The 16,585-nt window shown below is 70.7% G+C and carries 9 protein-coding genes and 4 pseudogenes; 7 read left to right on the top strand and 6 right to left on the bottom strand.

The window, feature by feature from the left end; genetic code table 11:
* Nucleotides 1-4 precede the first annotated feature (4 nt).
* Nucleotides 5-1,600: an MFS transporter gene (locus P1P75_RS06155; protein WP_319252378.1), complete on the top strand. Its 1,596-nt coding sequence runs from the start codon at nt 5-7 to the stop codon at nt 1,598-1,600.
* A gap of 125 nt (nt 1,601-1,725) precedes the next feature.
* The gene (locus P1P75_RS06150) at nt 1,726-2,922 is read left to right on the top strand and encodes an acyl-CoA dehydrogenase family protein (RefSeq protein ID WP_319252377.1); all 1,197 of its coding nucleotides are present in this window, start codon (nt 1,726-1,728) and stop codon (nt 2,920-2,922) included.
* Between the two features lie 36 nt (nt 2,923-2,958).
* On the opposite strand, the gene P1P75_RS06145 is transcribed toward P1P75_RS06150, so the two are convergent.
* Entirely contained in the window at nt 2,959-3,399 is a 441-nt protein-coding gene (locus tag P1P75_RS06145; RefSeq protein WP_086768906.1) for a cell division protein SepF, read from the bottom strand.
* A 346-nt stretch (nt 3,400-3,745) separates the two neighbouring features.
* Between P1P75_RS06145 and P1P75_RS06140 the strand changes: the two genes are divergently transcribed.
* Nucleotides 3,746-4,936, top strand: coding sequence for a DUF5685 family protein (locus P1P75_RS06140; protein ID WP_319252376.1), 1,191 nt, complete (start codon nt 3,746-3,748; stop codon nt 4,934-4,936).
* On the opposite strand, the pseudogene P1P75_RS06135 reads toward P1P75_RS06140, so the two are convergent.
* Nucleotides 4,932-5,039, bottom strand: a pseudogene (locus P1P75_RS06135) (transporter substrate-binding domain-containing protein); the annotation flags it as partial. The gene P1P75_RS06140 and the pseudogene P1P75_RS06135 sit on opposite strands and share 5 nt — an antisense overlap.
* On the opposite strand from P1P75_RS06135, the pseudogene P1P75_RS06130 reads away from it, so the two are divergent.
* Together P1P75_RS06130 and P1P75_RS06125 are read left to right on the top strand one after the other, a co-directional pair.
* Nucleotides 5,031-5,350, top strand: a pseudogene (locus tag P1P75_RS06130) (FMNH2-dependent monooxygenase); the annotation flags it as partial. The pseudogenes P1P75_RS06135 and P1P75_RS06130 overlap by 9 nt on opposite strands.
* Before the next feature lie 414 nt (nt 5,351-5,764).
* Entirely contained in the window at nt 5,765-6,667 is a 903-nt protein-coding gene (locus P1P75_RS06125; protein ID WP_319252375.1) for a S1 family peptidase, read from the top strand.
* A 79-nt stretch (nt 6,668-6,746) separates the two neighbouring features.
* Here P1P75_RS06125 and P1P75_RS06120 read toward each other — a convergent pair.
* The 3 genes and pseudogenes from P1P75_RS06120 to P1P75_RS06110 form a co-directional block, all read right to left on the bottom strand.
* Nucleotides 6,747-7,196, bottom strand: a pseudogene (locus P1P75_RS06120) (IS30 family transposase); the annotation flags it as partial.
* A 120-nt stretch (nt 7,197-7,316) separates the two neighbouring features.
* The gene (gene ltrA / locus P1P75_RS06115; protein ID WP_319252374.1) at nt 7,317-9,071 is read right to left on the bottom strand and encodes a group II intron reverse transcriptase/maturase; all 1,755 of its coding nucleotides are present in this window, start codon (nt 9,069-9,071) and stop codon (nt 7,317-7,319) included.
* A gap of 684 nt (nt 9,072-9,755) precedes the next feature.
* A pseudogene (locus P1P75_RS06110) lies at nt 9,756-10,544 on the bottom strand (IS30 family transposase); the annotation flags it as partial.
* 313 nt (nt 10,545-10,857) lie between these two features.
* Between P1P75_RS06110 and P1P75_RS06105 the strand changes: the two are divergent.
* Entirely contained in the window at nt 10,858-11,940 is a 1,083-nt protein-coding gene (locus tag P1P75_RS06105; RefSeq protein WP_319252373.1) for a S1 family peptidase, read from the top strand.
* Nucleotides 11,941-11,958: 18 nt separating this feature from the next.
* Here P1P75_RS06105 and P1P75_RS06100 read toward each other — a convergent pair whose 3' ends face one another.
* Nucleotides 11,959-13,047 (bottom strand): DUF3533 domain-containing protein, encoded by a 1,089-nt coding sequence (locus P1P75_RS06100; RefSeq protein WP_319252372.1) that lies wholly within the window; start codon nt 13,045-13,047, stop codon nt 11,959-11,961.
* A 189-nt stretch (nt 13,048-13,236) separates the two neighbouring features.
* Between P1P75_RS06100 and P1P75_RS06095 the strand changes: the two genes are divergently transcribed.
* Nucleotides 13,237-16,585, top strand: a 3,349-nt coding sequence (locus tag P1P75_RS06095) for a DNA polymerase III subunit alpha (protein ID WP_319252371.1), incomplete at its 3' end; no start/stop codon positions are given.

Here is a 16,585-nt window from a genome sequence, read left to right as displayed (position 1 = left end):
GTTCATGTCCGGGACGACCACGGCCGCCGTTCGGCTGCGCCGTCGGGCGGCCGGGGCCGGTGCCAACCGCTGGGTCGTGCTGGTGGTGCTGTGCGTCAGCCTGCTCCTGGTCGCCGTCGATGCGACCGTGCTGCACGTGGCGGTGCCCGCCGTCACCGAGGACCTCCGGCCCGGCGGGATCGAACTGCTCTGGATCGTCGACACCTATCCGCTGGTCTGCGCCTCGCTGCTGATCCTGTTCGGCACGCTCGGCGACCGGGTCGGCCGAAGAAGGATCCTGCTGCTCGGCTACACGCTGTTCGGCGTGGCCTCCGCGATGGCGGCGTTCGCCGGCACCGCCGAGGTGCTCATCGTCGCGCGGGGGCTGCTGGGCGTCGGCGGCGCCATGATCATGCCCGCCACGCTGTCGATCCTGCGCCAGGTCTTCCCCGACCGGCGGGAGAGAGCGCTCGCGATCGGCATCTGGAGTGCGGTGGCCGCGGTCGGCGCGGCGGTCGGTCCGCTGCTCGGCGGCTTCCTGCTGGAGCACTTCTGGTGGGGCTCGGTCTTCCTCGTCAACATCCCCCTGATGCTGGTCAGCCTGCCGGTGGGACGGCTGCTGCTGCCCGAGTCGAAGGGCTCGGGGGAGGGGCCGTGGGACGTGGTCGGGGCGATGATGGCCGCCGCCGGACTGTTCGGAGCCGTCCTGGGCGTCAAGCGGCTGGGCGGCGGCGAACTCGGCCCCTCCACCCTGGCGCCGCTGGCGGCGGGCGCGCTGCTGATGGTGCTGTTCGTACGGCGTCAGCGACGGCGCAGGCATCCACTGGTGGACCTGCGGATGTTCGCGCGGCCGGCGTTCAGCACGGCGGTGGGGTGCATCGTGCTGGCCATGCTGGCGCTGGTCGGTCTGGAACTGATCGCGGCGCAGTACCTCCAGCTGGTCCTGGACCTGTCCCCGCTGGAGACGGGCCTGCGGCTGCTGCCGCTGACCTTCGCCGCGATGTCCGCCGGGCTCGCCGGGGCGCGGCTGCTGCGGCGCTTCGGGCCGCGGCGGATGGTGTGCGCCGGGTTCTGCCTCACGGCCGTCGCGGTCGTCCTGCTGACCTCGATGGGCGGGACGGACAACGCGGGGCTGATGCTGGCCGGGTTCCTGCTGCTGGGCTTCGGGCTGGAGACGACGCTGTTCGGGGCGTACGAGTCGATGCTGAGCGAGGCTCCGCCGGAGCAGGCCGGCGGGGCGGCGGCGATCGGGGAGACCTCCTACCAACTGGGCGCCGGGATCGGGATCGCGCTGCTGGGCAGCGTGATGAACGCGGCCTACGCGCCGGGGCTGTCCTCGGTGCCGGGGGTGCCGGCCTCGGCGTCGGCCGCCGCGGGGAACTCGCTGGGCGAGGCCTACGAGGTCGCCGGGCGGCTCGGGGGCCCGGCCGGGGAGGTTCTGCGGCAGACGGCGCGGGACTGCTTCGTGCACGGACTGCATGTGACGCTCGTGGTGAGCGCGGGGCTGCTGCTGCTCGGCGCGGTGATGGCGCTGCGGCTGCCGCGGGTGATGCAGTGCGAGGCACCCGCGGTGGAGCTGCCGGCGCCCCGGGAAGCTGTGCACTCGAGGGTTTCGGCCTGACGGCCGGCCGGCCGTATCTCCCGCGGGTGCTGGGGGAGTGGGGGCTGGACGGGGTTCGCCAGGCGTCGTAACGTCGGGGAAGTTACGTGACTAGCGGTGCTAGTTTTCTGGTTTCGGAGGGAATCATGTCGTCGTCCTCAGGGTCCGTGCTGCCTCCGTTCGATCCGTCCGACCCCCTCGGGATCGACGATCTCCTGAGCGAGGAGGACCTCGCCGTACGGGACACCGTGCGTGGCTGGGCCGGTGACCGGGTGCTGCCGTATGTCGCCGAGTGGTACGAGAAGGGCGAGCTGCCGCAGCTCCGGGAGCTGGCGCGGGAGCTGGGCGGGATCGGGGCGCTCGGGATGTCCCTCACGGGATACGGCTGCGCCGGGGCCAGTGCCGTGCAGTACGGGCTGGCCTGTCTGGAGCTGGAGGCCGCCGACTCCGGGATCCGCTCGCTCGTCTCCGTCCAGGGCTCCCTCGCGATGTACGCCATCCACCGGTTCGGCAGCGAGGAGCAGAAGCAGACCTGGCTGCCGCGCATGGCCGCCGGTGAGGTCATCGGCTGCTTCGGGCTGACCGAGCCCGACCACGGCTCCGACCCGGCCGGCATGCGGACCCGCGCCAAGAGGGACGGCTCCGACTGGGTCCTCGACGGACGCAAGATGTGGATCACCAACGGGTCCGTCGCGGGCGTCGCCGTGGTGTGGGCGCAGACGGAGGACGGCATCAGGGGCTTCGTCGTGCCCACCGACGCCCCCGGCTTCTCCGCCCCCGAGATCAAGCACAAGTGGTCCCTGCGGGCCAGCGTCACCAGCGAACTCGTGCTGGACGGCGTACGGCTGCCCGCCGACGCCGTACTGCCGGAGGTCGTCGGGCTCAAGGGGCCGCTCAGCTGTCTGTCGCACGCCCGGTACGGGATCGTGTGGGGCGCCATGGGCGCGGCACGGGCCTGCTTCGAGACCGCCGTCGACTACGCGAAGTCACGCGAGCAGTTCGGGCGGCCGATCGGTGGCTTCCAGCTCACCCAGGCGAAACTCGCCGACATGGCGGTGGAACTGCACAAGGGGATTCTGCTCGCCCACCATCTGGGGCGGCGCATGGACGCCGGCCGCCTGCGTCCCGAGCAGGTCAGTTTCGGCAAGCTGAACAACGTACGGGAGGCGATCGAGATCTGCCGTACGGCGCGGACGATCCTCGGGGCCAACGGGATCTCCCTCGAATACCCCGTCATGCGGCACGCCACCAACCTGGAGTCGGTGCTGACCTACGAGGGCACCGTCGAGATGCACCAGCTCGTGCTGGGCAAGGCGCTCACCGGACTCGACGCCTTCCGCTGACCCCGGGCGGGGGCAGGGCCGGCGAGCGGCCCTGCCTCAGCTCTGGTTGAAGAAGCCGTCCGCGCGGTGCGCGGCCGGGTCGCCGTTGACGATCTCGGTGTTGGCGGGGCTGAGCAGGAACACGCGGGTCGACACCCGCTCGATGGAACCACGCAGGCCGAAGATCAGCCCGGCCGCGAAGTCGACGACGCGCTTGGCGTCGCCGGCCTCCATGGCCGTGAGGTTCATGATGACCGGGACACCGTCGCGGAACAGTTCTCCGATCGCCCGTGCGTCCCGGAAACTGTCCGGGGTCACGGTGCCGATCCGGCGGCCCTTCTGCTCGGCCGTGTCGCCCGCGACCTTGACCCGCGGGTCGGTGACCCAGGCGTCCCCGGAGTCGGTCCCCTCGGAATAGTCGTCGTCGTAGTAACGCTCGTCATCGTTGTTGTCGTCGACGAGGCCAAGCCAGGCGCTCGCCTTGCGTACCGATCCCATGGACGCCTCCTCTCACAGCGGTCTTCTTGCTTTCCGCATTCCCCATGGTCGTCCATGATGCGGATGTCGCGCCAAGTGGATAGACGCCGCGCGGGGGGTTTGTGACGGTACTGGTGCACAGCCGATCCGTCGAGAGTCCAGGTGCCCCAAGGGTCGCGACCCACACGGCTGCTGACTGTGAGTGAAATATGATTCTTCGCGGCGTACGGGTGAGTGGCGGTGCGGACGGGTGAACGGGGTGGCCATTCCCGCGTGACAACCGGTCGATACGATGCGGCAGCTCATGGCGGTGTCCATGGCCGCCCGATGTCGTGGGCATCAACAAAAAATCACGGGGGATCGGGACATGTTCGGGATCGTGAGGCCGTGCCGGCACCGGCTCGGGGAAGGGCTCAAAACCCAGTGGATGGCGCACTTGTGCGGACTCTGCCTCGCCCTGCGGCGCGACCACGGACAGTTCGCGAGGATCGTCACCAACTACGACGGCCTGCTCGTCTCGGTTCTGACGGAGGCTCAGACCGAACGGTCCGACGGATCGCGGCGTACGGCGGGGCCCTGTCCGCTGCGCGGTATGCGCTCCGCGTCCGTCGCCCAGGGCGAGGGGGCCCGCCTCGCGGCGGCCGTCTCCCTGGTGCTGGCCGCCGCCAAGGTGCGTGACCATGTCGCCGACGGGGACGGGCTGCTGGCAGGCCGGCCGGTCGCTCTGGCCGCGCGCCGGGTGGCCACGAGCTGGGGGCGGGCCGGTGCGCGCGGCGGGTCCGCCGTCGGATTCGACACGGCAGTCCTGGTGGACGCCGTGGACCGGCAGATCGGCATCGAGACCCTCGCCGGGCCCGGCACACCGCTGCTGACCGTCACCGAACCGACCGAGACGGCCACCGCCGCGGCCTTCGCACACACCGCGATCCTGGCCGGCCGGCCAGGCAACGCCCAGCCGCTCGCCGAGGCCGGCCGCCTCTTCGGCCGGCTCGCCCATCTCCTCGACGCCGTGGAGGACCGGGAGACCGACGCCGCCTCGGGTGCCTGGAACCCGCTCACCGCCACCGGGACCTCGCTCGTCGAGGCCCGGCGGCTCGCGGACGACGCCGTGCACGGCATCCGCCTGGCCTTGCGTGACGCGGAGTTCACGGACGCCAAGCTGGCGCATGTCCTGCTCGTGCACGAACTGCGCACCTCGGTGGACCGGGCCTTCGGCACCGCCTCGTGCGGACACGCGCACGCGCCGGAGCAGCACGGACTCGAACTGTACGGGCCGCCGCCGGGCAATCCGTACGCCCCGTCCGGTCCCGGCGGTCCGCCGCCGCCCCCGCAGCCGCCGCACCGCAACCGGCGCGGCCTCCTCGCCGGATGCCTGGTGTGGTCGGGCCTCGCCTGTTCGTGCCAGATGTGCTGCGGTTCGTACGAGGACCCGTGGACCCGGGAGTCCAAGGAGGGGCTGTGCCGGCGCTGCGACTGCGGCGACTGCTGCGAGGGCTGTGACTGCTGCTCGAACTGCTGCGACAGCTGCTGTTGTGACGGCTGCGGCTGCGACTGCTGATGTAGGTGACGAAGTCGACGGTTCTCAGGCGCTCGGTGGTGACGCCGAAGTTGCCGATGCCGACGTCGTACTTGCCGCTGTCGAGGGCGGGCAGGAGCGCCTCGGTGACGACGAGTACGCCGCCGAGCCCGGCCATGGCGGGGGCGGTCCCCGGCGAAGCGCGCGGGGCCCCTCCGCCGGCGCGGCCCCGTCGACCTCGCCGACCTGATCACCTCCTGGCACCGGGACGGTGTCGTCGAAGGCTTCCACCTGATCCCCGTCGGACCGCGCCGCGATCTGAAGCGACTGGTCAACGGCACGGTGGCGCTGCTCCAGCACCGGGGGCTGTTCCGCACCTTCTATCCGGGCGGCACCCTGCGGGAGCACTTGGGCCTGGCGCGGCCGGTCGGGCAGATCGCGGGAGAGCGGAGGTGAGCGGACGTGAGCGGACGTGAGGTTCCGGAGGGGCGACTTCCGGACATCCCGGAGCCCGGGTGGCCGAAGGTGCAGGGGTGCGGCCCAAGATGCCGGTCCCGGGTGCGGACGTCACTCCGTACGGCTCGACTTGGTCCGTACCGGGGCGCTTTCCGCTGTGCGGCACACCAGGTTCGCGGCAGGCCACCGGTGGCCGGCTCGGCCGGTTGATTCAAAGCTTGACGGCCGAAAGGCGCCCTTGCGCCGACCGGCCGTTCGGCCGAATACTCCCCCTCAGCGCTTGTCAGGAGCATGGCGTGTCCGGAATCCGGAGGAAACCCCGAACGGAATCCGAACGGCCGATGCCTCCCGACTGCGCCTCACGGGCCCCGACCCCACGCGGGCCCCCCGAATTCCCCTGGGAGGGAACGAAACGTGAGGATCAAGCGCACCACCACCAGCGGCATCACGAGACGCACCCGGCTGATCGCCGTCTCCACCGGCCTCGTGGCCGCCGCCGCCATCGCCATCCCCCACGCGAACGCCGCGGACACCACCCCCTTCAGCGCCGCGGAACTCAAGAGCGCCGGTAACTCGGTGCTCAAGGCTGACATCCCGGGCACTGCCTGGGCGGTCGACAGCAAGACCAACCGGCTCGTCGTCACCGTCGACAGCACGGTGTCGCAGGCCGAGATCGCGAAGATCAAGAAGGAGGCCGGCGGTGACGCCGACGCTCTGACGATCAAGCGCACCGAGGGCACGTTCCAGAAGTACATCCAAGGTGGCGACGCCATCTATGCGAGTAGCTGGCGCTGCTCCCTCGGCTTCAACGTCCGTGACAGCGCGGGCAACAACTACTTCCTGACCGCCGGTCACTGCACCGACGGCGCCGGCACGTGGTGGTCCAACTCGTCCCACACCACGACGCTCGGCACCACGGCGGGCTCCAGCTTCCCGACGAACGACTACGGCATCGTCCGGTACACCAACACCTCGGTCACCAAGTCGGGCACCGCCGGGGGCGTGGACATCACCCGCGCGGCCAACCCGACCGTGGGCACCACCGTCTACCGTGACGGCTCGACCACCGGCACCCACAGCGGACGGGTCACCGCGCTCAACGCGACCGTCAACTACGGTGGCGGCGACGTCGTCTACGGCATGATCCAGACCAACGTCTGCGCCGAGGGCGGCGACTCCGGCGGCTCGCTCTACGGCAGCAACGGCGTGGCCTACGGTCTGACCTCCGGCGGCAGCGGCAACTGCAGGTCCGGCGGCACGACGTTCTTCCAGCCCGTCGTCGAGGCACTGAACGCGTACGGCGTCAGCGTGTTCTAGTCCGTCACGGCCTGTTCCGTCTCGCAGGAGAGCCCCCGCACGCGACCGGGCGGATTCCAGTGGTCGTCGCAACACGTGATCACTGACGTGTGGTGGCGAGCAGTTTAGATAGACGCTCGGTTGGGGTTTCCCAGCCGAGCGTCTTGCGCGGGCGGCTGTTGAGTTCGGCGGCAACCGCGGCGAGGTGCTCACGGGTGTGGCGGGACAGGTCGGTGCCCTTGGGGAAGTACTGCCGCAGCAGGCCGTTCGTGTTCTCGTTCGAGCCGCGCTGCCAGGGGCTGCCGGGGTTGCAGAAGTAGACCGGGACGCCGGTGGTGACACTGAACGTGTGGTGGCCGGCCATCTCGGAGCCCTGGTCCCAGGTCAGGGACTTCTTCATGTGCTCCGGCAAGGTCTGAACAGTGTCCACCAGGGCGTCGCGGACGGCGGACGCGCTGGTGCCCTGGGGCAGGTGTACCAGCATGAGGTAGCGCGTGCTGCGCTCCACCAGCGTGGCGATGGCCGAGCGGTGGTCCTTGCCGACGATGAGTCGGGTAGCGGGGACGCATTGCTGCGTCCCCGCCCCCTCAGAACCGTGCAAGCAGCTGTTCACCGCACACGGCTCAAGCAAGCCTCAGGGGCTCGCGGTCAGGAGAAGGTGCAGGATTCGTCAGTCCGGCGGCTCCATCCGCCGTTGACAGAGGGTGTGAAGGAGACGGAGCCGTTGATCGCCCGGTGAGCCGCCGCCTGGGAAAGCGATGTACTGCTTGGAGATCGCCTTCCTGATGACGGCCCGCCACGCTTCCCACTCCTGAGGGCTTCGCGGCGGGTGATCGGCGTGCAACAGAAGCCCTCGACAGATCGGGCAACGACCTTGCTGTGCCTGGAGAAGGCGCACGGTCATGCCGTCGACCGGTGGAGGCGGTCCCTTGCGACGCCGTTCGGCCCAGTACGGCTCCAGCGCCGGGTCGTCGGGAGACGCCCTGCCCTTGACCAACTGGTGCCGGACGATCTTCGTCCAGGAGAACTTGAGCAGGTAGGCGCCGCTATCGCGGTCGCCGAACACCCACCGGTCCTTCCTGGACTTGTTGAACCGGCCGAAGTACTTGTCGGATATCCAGTGCTTCGGCTTGTTCGGGTGGCTGTGCTTGGCCCACTTGTAAGCGAGCTTCCACATGTGGTTGTCCAGCGCGGTGAAGATCTCGCTGGACACCACCGTCCGGTAGTAGGCAGACCAACCCCTCACGATCGGGTTGATCTTCTTAAGCACCGCTCCCGCGTTGGCCCCTCGCAGGGCGAGCATCTCGGCACTCAGCCGTTCCCGGATCCGTCGTTGAGCCGCTGTGCTCGGCTTGATCAGCAGCTTGCCGTGATAGCGGCGGACGTTGAACCCCAGGAAATCGAACCCGCTCTCCGCGTGGACGATGCGTGTCTTGTCCTCGTGGAAGACGAGCCCTCTGGGCGTCAGCCATGTGGTCAGCCGTTCTTTGACCTGTTCGGCCTGTTCACGGCTGGTGCACATCGCGACAAAATCATCTGCGTACCTCACCAGCACGGGGCTCCCGCTCTGCGCGCTTCCGGCGTCTCTGCCGGTCGTGTAGTAACGGACCCCTGCGGCTTCCTCCATCCCGTGCAGGGCCACGTTGAAGAGCAACGGGCTGATCACTCCGCCTTGCGGAGTCCCCGCTTCGGTCGGGGCGAACCGACCTCGATCCACTGCCCCGGCCTGCAGCCACTGCCGGACCAGTCCCCGGGCGGGGAAGGTGCCGAGCGCGGCCATCAGCCGTTCGTGGTCGATTCGGTCGAACGCCGCCGTCAGGTCCGCGTCGAGCACCCACACACGCTGCGGGTTCTTCCCGTTGAGCGTGGAGTAGATGGCCCCGATCGCATCGTGACAGCCGCGGCCGGGCCGGAAGCCGTACGACTTCGGCTCGAACCGCGCTTCCCACTCGGGTTCCAGTGCCCCCAGTGCCCCAGCTTGCAGGCACCGGTCAACGATCACGGGAATCCCGAGTCCGCGCTTCTTCGTCGTCCCTGGCTTGGGGATGAACACCCGCTTGACGGGCTTGGGAATCCACGGCCGGGCACGGTGCTGGACCCAGTCGGCCAGCGCGGCCTTGGACTGGGGCAGAAGCACCACCTTCCCGTCGGCTCCCGCCGTCGCGCGTCCCGCATTGATCTCCGTGACCCGCCGCACGCTCAGGAGCGTGTTCGACCGGGACCGGAGCATCAGCTTCTGCAAGTTGCGGACCTTCTTCAGGTCCCCTGCCTGCGACGCCGTGAAGATTCTCTGCCGCAGACGCCGTACGTCTTCCTCGGCCCGGCGCCAGTCGATCGACGCCCAGTCCAGGTCTTCGTCCTCGGGTCCGTTCACCGTCGCGACGGCGGGCGGGACGGCCGAGACCGCTCCGGCCGTGTCCGTCATGGTGTCCAACTTGCCCCTCAGTTCCGTCGCCCTTGTCCAGTGAGTCCGCACAGACTCACCTGGCCCACGTCAGCACCCTTTCGAGTCCGGGCAGCACACCCGTATCCGGACGGTTATGCGGGGCGACCGGCGGAGAGGCCGGTCATCGTGCCCCGGGTTCCCGTTTCCTTTCGGCTTCCGGCATTAGCTTCTTGGGCCATCCTGTTCCCGCTGGGGAGTTGAGCCTTCCTCACGGTCGGCCGACCGGGCCACGACGGCCCGGACTCCAACGGGGTTTCCACGTTCCACACGAATGAGATACGACCGGGGTGGGTGCTCCCTTTACCCCGAGGCGGCGGTGTCCACCTGGCCGGAGTGACCTCTGCCGGCCAGCGCCTGCCGCTTCTCAGCGGCCAGCCATGCACCCCGCTGGGACTTCCCATCGGCGGGGCTTGGGATCACGAGGCATCATCGGGAGTTCATGTGACTTCACCCGTCCGGTCTTCCCCTTGCCGGTAACTCCCGGATGGAACGGGAGTCCTTGGGCTTTCCCCTGAGCTTCGCACCACGCCGTTACCGGCGTCGCACGTCAAGGGCGGGGACGGGTCATACGGACACGGACCCGTGACTGCGCCTACGGCCCCACCTTCAGCCGCCTCTCCAATCGGTCAGCCCACTCAAATTCGTGCAACTTCGTGTCGCACGGTCGCCCTCCCAGTGGCCGGGCACGGCCCGGTCGTCGGCCTCGGCCGGCCGGTCACTGATCATCACCATGGGATGTGTGAACCGCTGCTGACGGCTGTGGGCCTGGCGCTGAGGGCGGCGCATGGCGCGTCCTGTCCGCAGGGCCCGGGTCAGCTCCCGGCGGAGTTCTCCGCGGCCTTGGACGTAGAGGGCCTGGTAGATCGTCTCGTGGACCACGTGCATCTCCGGCCGGTCGGGAAAGCGCCTGCGCAGAGCGTGACAGATCTGCTCTGGGCTCCACCGCCTGGTGAGGTGGTCCTGGATGAAGTCTCGCAGCTCAGGGTTCTGACCGATCTTGCCGGGCTTGGGACGCGGGCGGCGCTGTTCAGCCCGACGCTGAGCGGCATGCGGCCGGTAGGCCCAGCGGGAGCGGTCGCCGCGCAGAGGCATGCCGTTGCGGCGTATCTCCCGGCTGACGGTGGACGGGCTGCGGCCCAGCTCGGCAGCGATGGCCCGGACTGTCGCCTTCTCCCGGAACCGGTCGGCGATGTGGATCCGCTCGTCTTCCGTCAGGTACCGGGACGGCCCCGAGGCCACCCGCACGGCATTCGCGGGTGGCCTCGGACGCTTCTTACGCCCCTCGGGCCGGCCGTTGCGCCACTCACGACCGGTCCGAGGGTTGACCCCTACGCGTCTGCACGCCTCAAGATTGCCGAACCCCAGCTGCATGAGCCGGAAGTATTCCTCCCGCTCTCGTTGCAGCTTGCGGGGCCCTTGCTCCTTGCGGCTCTCCCGGACCTTGAAGTCCATCGCATCCCCTGAACTGGGGTGTTGCGACGACCACTAGAACGGAAGCCGGCGTGCGGGGGCTCTCGCGTGCCCGACGCGCGGGCTGATGTGACGCGCGTAGTATTTGCAAACTGAACTACCGGTGATTTACCCCGTGTTGGCCCCCGGGGTGGTGAAGGTGTGGAGGGCGCGGGGTGCTCACCCTGTGCGCGTCCTTCGTTCGACCTTGTGTGCGCCCTGTGCGGTTAGGAAGAGTTAACGCCCGTCAACCCAGCCTTCCGGGCCGCGACGGCCCCCATAGCCGTCCGGTCCGTCCCCCACAGGAGGACCCGAGTTGAAGCACCGACGCATACCCAGGCGACGGGCCGTCATGACGGGAGCGGGCATCACCGCTCTCGTAGCCGCAGGAGTCACCTTCCAGACTGCGAACGCCAGCGAAACCCCGGCCACCCCCGAGCCCCGGCTCCTCTCCGCCTTCGCGGCCGGAAAGCTCGGCTCGACGCTCGGCGAGGACCTCGGCGCCGACGCGGCAGGCGTCTACTACGACGCGCAGAGCAAGAGCCTCGTGGTGAACGTGCTCGACGAGGCGGCCGCGAAGACCGTCGAGGCGGCCGGCGCCGAGGCCAGACTCGTTCAGAACTCCCTCGCCGAGCTGACGAGCGCCCGTACGACGCTCAAGAAGGACGCGACCATCCCGGGCACCGCCTGGGTGACGGACCCGACCACCAACAAGGTCGTCGTCACCGCCGACCGCACGGTCTCCGCCGCCGAGTGGGCCAAGCTCACCAAGGTCGTCGAGGGCCTCGGCGCCAAGGCCGAACTCCAGCGCAGCAAGGGGGAGTTCAAGCCCCTGGTGGCGGGCGGCGACGCGATCACCGGCGGCGGCGGGCGCTGCTCGCTCGGCTTCAACGTGGTCAAGGGCGGCGAGCCGTACTTCCTGACCGCCGGTCACTGCACCGAGTCGGTCTCGACCTGGTCGGACTCCTCGGGCGCCGAGATCGGCACCAACGAGACCTCCAGCTTCCCCGGCGACGACTACGGCCTGGTCAAGTACACGGCCGAGGTCGCCCACCCGAGCGAGGTGAACCTCTACAACGGCTCCGCCCAGGCGATCACCGGCGCCGCCGAGGCCACCGTCGGTATGAAGGTCACCCGCAGCGGCTCGACGACCCAGGTGCACGACGGCACGGTCACCGGCCTGGACGCCACCGTGAACTACGGCAACGGCGACATCGTCAACGGGCTCATCCAGACCGACGTCTGCGCCGAGCCCGGCGACAGCGGCGGCTCCCTCTTCTCGGGCGGCAGCGCGATCGGCCTCACCTCGGGCGGCAGCGGCGACTGCACCTCGGGCGGGGAGACGTTCTTCCAGCCGGTGACGGAGGCGCTGTCGGCGACGGGCACCCAGATCGGCTGACGTAGCGGCCTTCGGTCCTCAGGAGTCCCGCCCCGCGCGCGAGGGGCGGGACTTCCGCGTGGTGCGGGGGTGGTTTTGAGCGGCGGCCCGCCGTGTGCGCAGTGCCGCCGCCAGCAGGGTGATCGCGGTTCCGGCGAGCGCCCATGCCGACAGGACCAGCAGGGCGGCCGTGACGGCGTTGCCCTCGAAGTAGGCGATCGACCGTGCGGCCCAGGTTCCCGCGCCGGGCGGCAGTGCCGGGCCGATCGCCTTCCAGAAGGGCGGGAGCAGCGGGGGCGGGAGGGCGCCGCCCGCGCTCGGGTTGCCCAGGATCACCACGATCAGGATGACCAGGCCGATACCGGCGAGCCCGAACAGGGCCTGGCAGGCGAGCGTGGCCGCGCCGACGGCGAAGACGACCAGGGCGCCGAGCCCCCAGAGGGCCGGGAAGCTGCCGGGCAGCGCCCCCAGGACCGGTCCGACGATCAGGGCGCCGCCGAGTCCGCCGACGAGCGCGACGAGGGCCATGGCGACGAGGCGGATCACCGCCCGTCTCGGCGTGGAGCGGGCGGCGCCCGCGCTGATCGTCATGATCGACGCGCAGAGGTAGCCGCCCACGCACCAGCCCACGGTCACGTAGAAGGACGACAGGCCGTTGGCGTCGCCGGTGTCGGCCGGGGCCACGTCGACGGTCCGTACCGTGCGGCCCTCGGACTTCGCCACGCGGGCGGTGAGTGCCTCCAAGGTGGTGGCCAGCACCCGGCCGCCTCCGGTGGCGACCAGGAGGGTGTCGGTGGTGCCGGCCGGGTCGACGACCAGCGCGCCGTCGATCCTCCTCTCCAGGATTTGCTTGCGGGCCGTCGCCCGGTCGGCCACCGTGCGCGGATCCAGCGGCGCGCCCGGTAGCCGCTCCAGCCGGGTGACCGTCCGCTGGGCCGAGGCCCCTGCCGCGACGACCCCGAAGGGCACGTCCTCGGGCGTGGGGTCGTGCAGCGCGCCCACGTAGGAGGCGATGAAGAGCAGGTGGAGGGCGAGCACGCCGATGACCAGCAGGGTGGCGCGCGGAGTGACCGCGTCCTTCACCTCCGCGAGGAACGAACGGTCGGGTTCGCCGGCGGCCTGTGACATGTCCTCACCGTCCGGTGCCGGGGGCGTTTGCGCAGGTGGGAGGCGGCCGAACGGATGTCGTACACACGTTCGGGATTTGGTCTATGGTGGGGGTGAGAGAGTTGGGAACAAACGTTCGAGAGTCTGTTTCCGGGACCTGGCACCCGGACCCGGCGGGCTCGGTCGGACTCACGAGTGCGGGAGGTGCGTGTGCCGGGTTTCACGCATCTGCACACCGTCTCCGGGTTCTCTCTGCGCTACGGCGCCTCCCACCCGGAGCGGCTAGCCGAGCGTGCCTTCGAGCGGGGCATGGACGCCCTCGCCCTCACCGACCGTGACACCCTCGCCGGTACGGTCCGCTTCGCCAAGGCCTGCGCGAAGGCGGGCGTACGTCCGCTGTTCGGGGTGGACCTGGCGGTGGCCGCCCCCGAGCCGGTGCGCAAGGAGAGGCGCCGCAACCCTGTCCGCGGAGGCGCCTTCGTCGACGAGTCGGCACCCCGTGTCACCTTCCTCGCCCGCGACGGCGCCCGGGCCTGGGCCGACCTGTGCCGCGTCGTCACCGCCGCCCACACCGCCCCGGACACCCCTCTGCTCACCTGGGAGGACAACCACGGCGACGGCCTGACCGTGCTGCTCGGCCCCGCCTCCGACGTCGGCCGCGCCCTCGCCGCGGGGCGGCCGGACCGCGCGGCCCGGCTCCTCACCCCCTGGCGGGAGGCCTACGGCGACGCCCTGCGTCTGGAGGCCGTCTGGCACGGCCGGACGGGCACCGGACCCGGCTCCCTGCGCCTCGCCGCCCGTACCGTCGGATTCGCCGCCGAACAGCGGATCCGCCCGGTGCTCAGCAACGCCGTCCGGTACGCCGACCCCGGCCACGGCCCGGTCGCCGACGTCCTGGACGCCGCCCGCCGCCTGGTGCCCATCGACCCGGCCGGGGAACTGGACTCCGGCGAGGCCTGGCTGAAGGACGCGGACGCCATGCTGCGCGCCGCCGAGCGGATCGTGGAGGCCGCGGGCTTCCGGCGGGACACCGCCCACCGGCTGCTGGAGCAGACCCGGGCGACGGCCGCCGAGTGCCTGGTCGACCCGGAGGACGACCTCGGCATCGGCACCGTCCACTTCCCCGAACCGCACCTCGTCGGCGCCGGCCGCCGCACCGCCCAGCGGACCCTGGCCTCGCGGGCGGCGGCGGGAATGGTCCGGCGCGGCTACGACGGGCGGCGCGACTACTGGGAGCGGATGCACCACGAGCTGGACATCATCGCCCACCACGGCTTCGCCTCCTACTTCCTGACGGTCGCTCAGGTGGTGGACGACGTACGGGACATGGGCATCCGGGTCGCCGCGCGCGGCTCCGGCGCGGGCTCGCTGGTCAACCACCTCCTCGGCATCGCCCATGCCGACCCCGTCGAGCACGGGCTGCTGATGGAACGCTTCCTGTCCAAGGAGCGGGTGGTGCTGCCCGACATCGACATCGACGTGGAGTCCGCGCGCCGGCTGGAGGTCTACCGCGCGATCATCGGCCGGTTCGGCACCGAGCGGGTCGCGACGGTCGCGATGCCGGAGACGTACCGCGTCCGGCACGCGATCCGGGACGTCGGCGCGGCCCTGTCCATGGACCCCGCCGAGATCGACCGCGTCGCCAAGTCCTTCCCGCACATCCGGGCGCGGGACGCCCGCGCGGCCCTGGCTGAGCTGCCCGAACTGAGGCCGCTCGCGGCGGGGCGGGAGAAGTACGGAAAGCTGTGGGAGCTGGTCGAGGCCCTCGACGCCCTCCCGCGCGGAATCGCCATGCACCCCTGCGGGGTCCTGCTCTCCGACGCCTCCCTCCTCTCCCGTACGCCGGTCATGCCGACCAGCGGCGAGGGGTTCCCGATGGCGCAGTTCGACAAGGACGACGTCGAGGACCTCGGGCTGCTCAAGCTGGATGTGCTCGGGGTGCGGATGCAGTCGGCGATGGCGCACGCGGTCACGGAGGTGGAGCGCGCGACGGGGGAGCGGATCGACCTGGACGCGGTGCCCCCCGGCGACCCGGCGACGTACCGGCTCATCCGTTCCACCGAGACGCTGGGCTGCTTCCAGATCGAGTCGCCGGGCCAGCGTGATCTGGTCGGGCGGCTCCAGCCGGCCACCTTCCACGACCTGGTCGTCGACATCTCGCTGTTCCGTCCGGGGCCGGTCGCCGCCGACATGGTGCGGCCGTTCATCGAGGCGCGGCACGGGCGGGCGCCCGTCCGCTACCCGCACCAGGACCTGGCGGAGCCGCTGAAGGGGACGTACGGGGTCGTCGTCTTCCACGAGCAGATCATCGACATCGTCGCGATCATGACCGGCTGCGGGCGCGGCGAGGCGGACCGGATCCGGCGCGGGCTGTCCGACCCGGAGTCGCAGGGGCGGATCAAGGTGTGGTTCGGGCAGCGGGCGGCGGCGAACGGCTATGACGCGGAAACGATCCGGCGGACCTGGGAGATCGTCGAGGCCTTCGGGTCCTACGGCTTCTGCAAGGCGCACGCGGTCGCCTTCGCCGTACCGACGTACCAGTCGGCCTGGCTGAAGGCGCACCACCCGGCCGCCTTCTACGCCGGGCTGCTCACGCACGACCCCGGGATGTACCCGAAGCGGCTGTTGCTGGCGGACGCACGGCGGCGCGGGGTGCCGATCCTGCCCTTGGACGTGAACCGGTCGGGCGTCGCCCACTGTATCGAACTGGTGTCTGAATCCCCTGTGGTCTGGGGTCTGCGGCTCGCCCTCTCCGACGTGCACGGCATCAGCGAGGCCGAGGCGAAGCGGATCGCGGACGGACAGCCGTACGCCTCGCTGCTCGACTTCTGGGAACGGGCCCGGCCCAGCCGCCCGCTCGCCCAACGACTGGCCCAGGTCGGCGCGTTGGACGCCTTCGGCGCCAACCGGCGTGATCTCCAACTGCATCTGACGGAGCTTCACCGAGGCTCGCGAGGTGGTGGCGGAGGCCAACTCCCCCTGGCGGGAGGCCGGAAGACCGCTCCCGCCGGGCTGCCCGACCTCTCCTCGGCGGAGCGGCTCAGTGCCGAGCTGGGGGTGCTGTCGATGGACGCCTCGCGCAATCTGATGGACGACCACCGGGAGTTCCTCAACGAGCTGGGCGTGATGTCGGCGCGGCAACTGCGCGAAGCGCGGCACGGCGAGACGGTGCTGGTCGCGGGCGCCAAGGCGGCCACCCAGACCCCGCCGATCCGCTCCGGCAAGCGGGTCATCTTCTCCACGCTGGACGACGGCACCGGGCTGGTCGACCTCGCCTTCTTCGACGACTCCCACGACGCCTGCGCCCACACCGTCTTCCACTCCTGGCTGCTGCTGGTGCGCGGGGTGGTGCAGCGGCGCGGGCCGCGCAGCCTCAGCGTGGTGGGCGCCGCCGCCTGGAACCTCGCCGAACTCGTGGAACTCCGCGCCGAGGGAGGCCTCGACGAGGTCGCGGCACGGCTCGCGGAACCGCCGCCCGCACCGGTAGGCACGGAGAGCACGGAGAGCACGGAGAGCACGGAGGGACCGGAAGGCCCCGACGGGCAGGGCGGGCAGGGCG

The organism is Streptomyces sp. ID05-39B, assembly GCF_033794725.1.
GTDB lineage: Bacteria > Actinomycetota > Actinomycetes > Streptomycetales > Streptomycetaceae > Streptomyces > Streptomyces bobili.
The sequence above is the reverse complement of the archived record's forward strand: the minus strand, read 5'-3'. Positions and strand labels throughout refer to the sequence as shown.